Annotated in this window: 5 protein-coding genes and 1 pseudogene; 5 read left to right on the plus strand and 1 reads right to left on the minus strand. The window is 63.6% G+C overall.

Going from position 1 to position 6,778, the window contains the following annotated elements; genetic code table 11:
• Positions 1–21: 21 nt before the first annotated feature.
• The 3 genes from hppD to AB7F41_RS12535 are packed head-to-tail and all read left to right on the plus strand — an operon-like array spanning position 22 to position 3,434.
• Positions 22–1,119: a 4-hydroxyphenylpyruvate dioxygenase gene (hppD, locus tag AB7F41_RS12525; RefSeq protein ID WP_428385458.1), complete on the plus strand. Its 1,098-nt coding sequence runs from the start codon at positions 22–24 to the stop codon at positions 1,117–1,119.
• 3 nt (positions 1,120–1,122) lie between these two features.
• Complete coding sequence (gene hmgA, locus AB7F41_RS12530) at positions 1,123–2,424, plus strand: homogentisate 1,2-dioxygenase (protein WP_428385460.1); 1,302 nt, start codon at positions 1,123–1,125, stop codon at positions 2,422–2,424.
• The gene (locus tag AB7F41_RS12535) at positions 2,421–3,434 is read left to right on the plus strand and encodes a fumarylacetoacetate hydrolase family protein (protein ID WP_428385461.1); all 1,014 of its coding nucleotides are present in this window, start codon (positions 2,421–2,423) and stop codon (positions 3,432–3,434) included. Before hmgA ends, AB7F41_RS12535 begins: the two co-directional genes overlap by 4 nt.
• Positions 3,435–3,495: 61 nt before the next feature.
• Here AB7F41_RS12535 and phhA read toward each other — a convergent pair whose 3' ends face one another.
• A complete protein-coding gene (gene phhA / locus AB7F41_RS12540; RefSeq protein ID WP_428385463.1) occupies positions 3,496–4,374 on the minus strand; it encodes a phenylalanine 4-monooxygenase in 879 nt (292 codons plus the stop codon).
• Positions 4,375–4,474: 100 nt separating this feature from the next.
• Here phhA and AB7F41_RS12545 point away from each other — a divergent pair, with 100 nt between their 5' ends.
• Positions 4,475–5,971 carry a CoA-acylating methylmalonate-semialdehyde dehydrogenase gene (locus AB7F41_RS12545; RefSeq protein ID WP_428385465.1) on the plus strand — a complete coding sequence of 499 codons (1,497 nt, stop codon included), beginning with the start codon at positions 4,475–4,477 and terminating at the stop codon, positions 5,969–5,971.
• A gap of 2 nt (positions 5,972–5,973) precedes the next feature.
• A pseudogene (gene mmsB, locus AB7F41_RS12550) lies at positions 5,974–6,778 on the plus strand (3-hydroxyisobutyrate dehydrogenase); the annotation flags it as partial.

Raw genomic sequence — 6,778 nt, forward strand, 5'->3', positions numbered from 1 at the left:
AAAGCTGTATAGGGCCTCGTCATGAACTCGACTCCTGGCGGCGCCGGAACGGCCGCCGAAAACCCGATGGGAACAGACGGATTCGAATTTGTCGAATTCGCCCATCCGGATCCCGCGCAACTGGCGTCGCTCTTCGCGAAGATGGGATTCTCCGCCGTCGCGCGCCACCGCTCGAAGGACGTCACGCTGTACCGGCAGGGGGACGTGAATTATGTCCTGAACGCGGAGCCTCAGAGTTTCGCCGCCGAATTCCAGAAGGCGCACGGGCCGTCGGTGTGCTGCATCGGTTTCCGGGTCGTGGATGCGGCCAAGGCGATGCGCCGGGCCGTCTCGCTCGGCGCGAAGCCCGTCGCCTTCGGGGTGGGGCCAATGGAGCTGAACATTCCCGCGATCGAAGGCGTCGGCGGGTCGCTGATCTATTTTGTCGACCGATATGGCGATCAAGGCTCGATCTGGGACATCGACTTCAAATGGATCGGCGAACGCGATCCCAAACCTTTCGGCGTGGGTCTGACGAATATCGATCACCTGACTCATAACGTGCGGCGCGGCCGCATGGACGCGCTCGCGCAATGGTATGAGCGGATCTTCAATTTTCGCGAGATTCGCTATTTCGACATCGAAGGCAAAATGACGGGGCTGCGTTCGCGCGCCATGACGAGTCCGTGCGGCAAGATTCGTATCCCGATCAATGAAAGCTCGGACGAAAAAAGCCAGATCGAGGAATTTCTGGACGCCTATAAGGGCGAAGGCATTCAGCACATCGCCTGCGCATGCCATGACATTTACGATGCCGTCGTCGCGATGCGGCGGAATGGGCTCGACTTCATGCCGGCGCCGCCAGATGCCTATTATGACGCTTTGGCGCACAGGCTGCCGGGCCATGGAGAGCCGACCGAGCGTCTCAAGGAATTGGGCATTCTGATCGACGGCCTCACGACGGACGCCCGCCGCTTGCTGCTGCAGATTTTCTCGAAAACGGTCATCGGCCCCATCTTTTTCGAATTCATTCAGCGGAAGGGCGACGAAGGCTTTGGCGAAGGCAATTTCCGTGCGCTGTTTGAATCCATCGAAGAGGATCAGATCCGCCGCGGCGTGTTGAACCGGGCGGCGGGCTAGTCCATGACGCCGACGCGCTATTTGCACGGCTTCGGCAATGAGTTCGAGAGCGAAGCCTTGCCGAACGCGTTGCCGATCGGCCAGAATTCGCCGCAACGATGTCCATACGGGCTTTACGCCGAGCAGTTGTCGGGCTCCGCCTTCACCGCGCCGAACCATCTCAACCGGCGCTCATGGCTCTACCGCATTCGCCCTTCGGTTCTCCACGTCCGTGATCCCAAGGACGTCGGGCAGAGCCGCTGGAAGACCGCGCCCTGCCGCGACGTCGACGCGCCGCTCGGGCAGCTGCGCTGGAGCGCCAGCGAGGTCGCTGGCGAAGCAGGCTCTTTCGTTGATGGAATGCGCACCATCGCAACCGCCGGCGACTGCGGCCTGAGAGTCGGCATGGCGGCGCATCTCTATCTCGCCGCGCAGTCGATGCGCGACGATTATTTTTACAACGCCGACGGCGAGCTGTTGATCGTTCCGCAGCTCGGCGATCTGCGCATCCTTACGGAATTCGGCCTGATCGAATGCGCGCCCGGCGAAATCTGCGTCATTCCACGTGGGGTCAAATTTCGCGTCGAGCTTCCAGAGGGCCGGGCGCGCGGCTATGTCTGCGAAAACTACGGCGCGCCCTTCACTTTGCCCTCTCGGGGCGTGATCGGCGCCAACGGGCTCGCCAATCCGCGCGACTTCCATACGCCGACCGCGGCGTTCGAAGATACGGCGCAGCCCTGCCGGCTCACCGTCAAATGGGGCGGACGCTTCTATCGCTGCGAGATCGGCCATTCGCCGCTCGACGTCGTGGCCTGGCACGGCGATTACGCGCCTTACAAATATGATTTGCGAAAATTCTGTCCTGTCGGCGCCTTGCTCTTCGATCATCCTGATCCATCAATATTTACGGTCCTGACGTCTCCTTCGGACGAAAGCGGGGTCGGCAATGTCGATTTCGCGATTTTTCCGCCGCGCTGGCAAGTCGCGGAACATACGTTCCGCCCGCCGTGGTTCCATTTGAATGTCATGAGCGAGTTCATGGGCTTGATTTACGGACGCTACGACGCGAAGCCGTCCGGCTTCGAACCAGGCGGCATGTCGCTTCACAACGCGATGCTGCCGCACGGGCCGGACGCCGAAGCTTTTCAGCAGGCCTTTCGGGCGGAGCTGTCCCCCGACAAGATCGACGGCGCGCTCGCCTTCATGTTTGAGTCCCGTCTGCCGCTCTATCCCACGTCTTTCGCTCTATCGCTGGAAACCCTGCAGAAAGACTATGCGGACTGCTGGTCGGGCCTGCGCCGCTATTTCACCGGCGATGCGCCGTGAAGCTCGCATCCTTGAAGAGCCGGCGCGACGGCGCGCTCATCCTCGTCTCGCGCGATCTCACGCGGGCTGTCGCGGCGGGCTTCGTCGCGCCCACTCTGCAGGCGGCGATCGAAGACTGGGAAGCCGTCGCGCCCGAGTTGCGGAGTCTGGCGGCGCGCCTCGAATGCGGACTTCGCGAGAGCTTTCCCTTTCGCGAGCAGGACTGCGCCTCGCCGCTGCCGCGCGCCTATCAGTGGGCGGACGGCTCGGCCTATGTCAATCACGTCGCGCTCGTGCGCAAGGCGCGCGGCGCCGAAATGCCGGAGAGCTTCTGGAGCGACCCGCTGATGTATCAGGGGGGCTCCGACGCCTTCCTCGGGCCGCGCGAAGAGATTCCCCTGCTCGACGAACAGCATGAGCTCGATCTCGAAGCCGAGATCGCCGTCGTCACGGACGACGTTCCGATGGGCGTCACGCCGGAGGCGGCGCGCGACCACATCAAGCTCCTGATGCTGGCCAATGACGTGACCTTGCGCGGACTGGTGGCGGCGGAACTGGCGAAAGGCTTCGGCTTCTTCCAGTCAAAGCCTTCGTCAGCCTTTTCGCCGGTCGCGGTTACGCCTGAAGAACTGGGCGACGCATGGGACGGCGGACGCCTGTCGCTGCCGCTGCTGTCCTTCCTCAATGGCGCGCCCTTCGGCCGGCCTGACGCGGGAAAGGACATGACCTTCGACTTTGCGCGTCTCATCGCTCACGCGGCGCGCACGCGCGCGCTTGGCGCCGGCGCGATCGTCGGCTCCGGCACGGTGTCCAACCTGGACGCCGATGGCGGTCCCGGCAGGCCGATCGCGCAGGGCGGAGACGGCTACTCCTGCATCGCCGAGCAACGCGTCGTCGAGAAACTCGTCGAAGGCGCGCCGCGAACGCCATTCTTGAAAGTCGGCGATGTGGTTCGCATCGAGATGCGCGCCGCCGACGGGCGTTCGATCTTTGGCGCCATCGAGCAAAGGGTCGTCAATTGGGAGCCCTAGGATTAACCGGGCGATCGGATGAGGGTGAAGAAACCAACTCTTCCCCAGTTCCGATGCAGAGTTAGGCGCTTCGCTTCGCGCGGAAATAATGAAAATCGCCGCGCGAGATGATGCGGTCCCCCGGCGCCAGCTCATGCGGCGCGAAGTCCGAAGCGCCGCGCAACCGGTCATAGATCGGATCGAAGTCCTGATAGCCGTCGGCAAGCAGCTTTTCGAAGCTTTCGATGACGAAATAGGTCTGCTGGAAATCACTGATGATGTAATTCGTGCGCATCACCCGTTCGAGGTCGAAGGCGACGCGATGGGGCGAGGAGTCTTCCAGCGAAAAGATCGTCTCCGAAGGCGAGGACATGATTCCGGCGCCGAAGATTCGGAGCCCCGCGGGCGTCTCGATCAGGCCGAATTCAATCGTGTACCAGTAAAGCCGCGCCAGATTATGGAGCTGTCCGCGCGCGAGCGCCCGTCGTCCGCCCTTGCCATAGGCTTCCAGAAATCGCGCATAGGTCGGATTGGCGAGCAGCGGCACATGCCCGAAAACATCATGGAAGACGTCGGGCTCCTGCAGATATTCGAGCTCCGACTCCGGGCGGATGAACGCGCCGGCGGGAAAGCGCCGATTGGCGAGATGATCGAAGAAGGCGTCGTCCGGAATGAGCCCCGCCACCGGGACCACGCTCCAGCCGGTCATCGCCCGCAAGCGACGGCTCAGATCGGCGAAATCCGGAATGCCGGAGCGCGACAGTTCGAGCCTTTGCTTCGCCTCTAGAAACGCGTCGCAGGCGCGCCCCGGCAAGAGCTTCGCCTGCCGGGCGAAGAGCCTGTTCCAGCGATCGTGCTCCTCGTCGCTGTAGGAGGCCCAATTTTGGTCGATCGTCCAGTCCGCCTGTCGCGGCGCCTGCGCGTATCGATTTTTGCCTTCGCTCGTGAGTTGCAGTCCCATGGCCGTTATCCGTCCGCGGAAGCGGTCTCTCCGGAATATATAGGATGCGCGGTCCGGCCCTGCGAGATGACATCGGCCAGACGCGCCTTAGATAGCGAACATGGAAGAGCTTTGGCATTTTATCGGCGGACGCCGGGTCAAGGGAATGTCCGGCCGCTTTTGCGACGCCTATGAGCCGATGACGGGAGCGACGATCTCGCGCGTGCCGCTCGCCGGGCGCGACGAGGTTCGCAAGGCGATTGCTGACGCTGCTGCGGCGCAACGAGAATGGGCGGCGGTCAATGCGCAGCGCAGAGCCCGCGTGCTGATGAAATTTGTCGACATCGTCGGGCGCGAGAAGGGCCGACTTGCGGCGATTCTGGCGCGCGAGCACGGCAAGACGCTTGCGGACGCGCAGGGCGAAATTCAACGTGGCGTCGAGGTCGCAGAATTTTGCATCGGCGTTCCGCATCTGATGAAGGGCGAATTTTCGGATTCGGCGGCGGCGGGTCTCGACGTCTATTCGATGCGCCAGCCGCTCGGGATCGTCGCGGGCGTCACGCCCTTCAATTTTCCGGTGATGATTCCGATGTGGAAATTCGCGCCGGCGATCGCCTGCGGCAACGCCTTCATTCTGAAGCCTTCTGAAAGAGACCCAGGCGCGCCTCTGCTTCTTGCCGAACTGATGCTCGAAGCCGGCGTTCCGGCGGGCGTGTTCAACGTCGTCAACGGCGACAAGGAGGCGGTCGACGCGCTGCTGGAGGCGCCCGAGGTCAAGGCCATCGGCTTCGTGGGTTCGACGGCGGTCGCCGAATATGTTTATTCGCGCGGCGCCGCGCACGGAAAGCGCGTACAGTGTTTCGGCGGCGCCAAGAACCACATGGTGATCATGCCCGACGCCGATATGGATCAGGCCGTCGACGCTTTGATCGGCGCCGCCTATGGGTCGGGCGGCGAGCGATGCATGGCGATTTCGGTCGCCGTGCCGGTGGGCGAAAAGACGGCCGACGCTCTGATCGCACGGCTGGAGCCGCGGGTCGAAAGCCTGCGCGTCGGTCCGTCGACCGATCCTTCAGCCGATTTCGGTCCGCTGGTCTCGCACGCGCATCTGGAACGGGTCAAAGACTATGTCGCTCTCGGAGTCGAGGAGGGCGCGAAACTGCGCGTCGATGGCCGCGATTTCAGAATGCAAGGCTATGAGAACGGTTTCTACATGGGCGGATGCCTGTTCGACGAGGTGACGCCGGACATGCGGATCTACAAGGAGGAAATCTTCGGCCCGGTGCTCTGCGTCGTGCGCGCGCGGAGCTTCGACGAGGCGCTGTCGCTCGCCAATCATCACGAATATGGCAATGGAGTCGCGATCTTCACGCGGGACGGAGATGCGGCGCGCGAATTCGCGTCCCGGGTCGAAGTGGGCATGGTCGGCGTCAATGTGCCGATCCCGACGCCTTTGGCCTATTATACGTTCGGCGGCTGGAAACGATCGATGTTCGGCGATCTCAATCAGCATGGACCCGACGCCATTCGCTTCTATACGAGGACGAAGACCGTGGCGTCGCGCTGGCCGGGCGGCGTCAGGACCGGCGCAAGTTTCGTCATGCCGACCTTTTCGTAGCCATGGCGCGCGCGGCCTTCATCGGTCTGGGCAATATGGGCCGGCCCATGGCGGCGGCGCTGGCGCGCGCCGGCATCGAGACGCGCGGCTTCGATCTGAACGCGACGCTGATCGACTCCGCCGCTCCGGACGGCGTCGTCGCCACAGGGTCGTTGCGCGAGGCGATCGACGGCGCGGACGTTGTGATCACGATGCTGCAGAGCGGCGACCAGACTCTTGCGGTCTGGCGTGAAATTGCGGCGCAAGCGCGCGGCAAGCTGCTCATCGACTGCTCCACGATCGACGTCGAAAGCGCGCGCGCCGCGCATCGCCTCGCGCAAGAGAGCGGCGCGCTCTCGGTGGATGCGCCGGTGTCGGGCGGCGTCGCCGGCGCGAAAGCGGCGACTTTGACCTTCATGTGCGGCGGCGAAGCGGAGGCGTTTGCGGCGGCGCAGCCCATCCTCGAACATATGGGCGCGCATGTGCTCCATTGCGGCGGCGCCGGCATGGGGCAGGCGGCGAAAATCTGCAACAATCTGATGCTCGGCGTCACGATGATCGCGACGGCCGAGGCGTTCGTTCTCGCCGAAAGGCTCGGACTTTCGCATCGGGCCTTGTTTGACGCGGCGTCGATGTCCTCTGGACAGTCCTGGTCGCTCACCAGCTACTGCCCGGCGCCTGAGCTGGTCCCGACGTCGCCGGCGAATCATGACTACAGGCCGGGCTTCATGACCGCGCTGATGCTGTAGGATTTAAGGCTTGCGCAAGAGGCGGCTGCCCATGCCGGCGCGGCCGCGCCGCTCGGCGCCGCGGCGACGCAGCTCTACG

Source organism: Methylocystis sp., assembly GCF_050251305.1.
In the GTDB taxonomy this organism is placed as follows: Bacteria; Pseudomonadota; Alphaproteobacteria; order Rhizobiales; family Beijerinckiaceae; genus Methylocystis.

What these genes read in the sequence shown, in the direction of transcription:
- hppD (WP_428385458.1), top strand. Translation starts at nt 22, where the DNA reads ATGAACTCGACTCCTGGCGGCGCCGGAACGGCCGCCGAAAACCCGATG.
- hmgA (WP_428385460.1), top strand. Translation starts at nt 1,123, where the DNA reads ATGACGCCGACGCGCTATTTGCACGGCTTCGGCAATGAGTTCGAGAGC.
- phhA (WP_428385463.1), bottom strand. Translation starts at nt 4,374, where the DNA reads ATGGGACTGCAACTCACGAGCGAAGGCAAAAATCGATACGCGCAGGCG.
- AB7F41_RS12545 (WP_428385465.1), top strand. Translation starts at nt 4,475, where the DNA reads ATGGAAGAGCTTTGGCATTTTATCGGCGGACGCCGGGTCAAGGGAATG.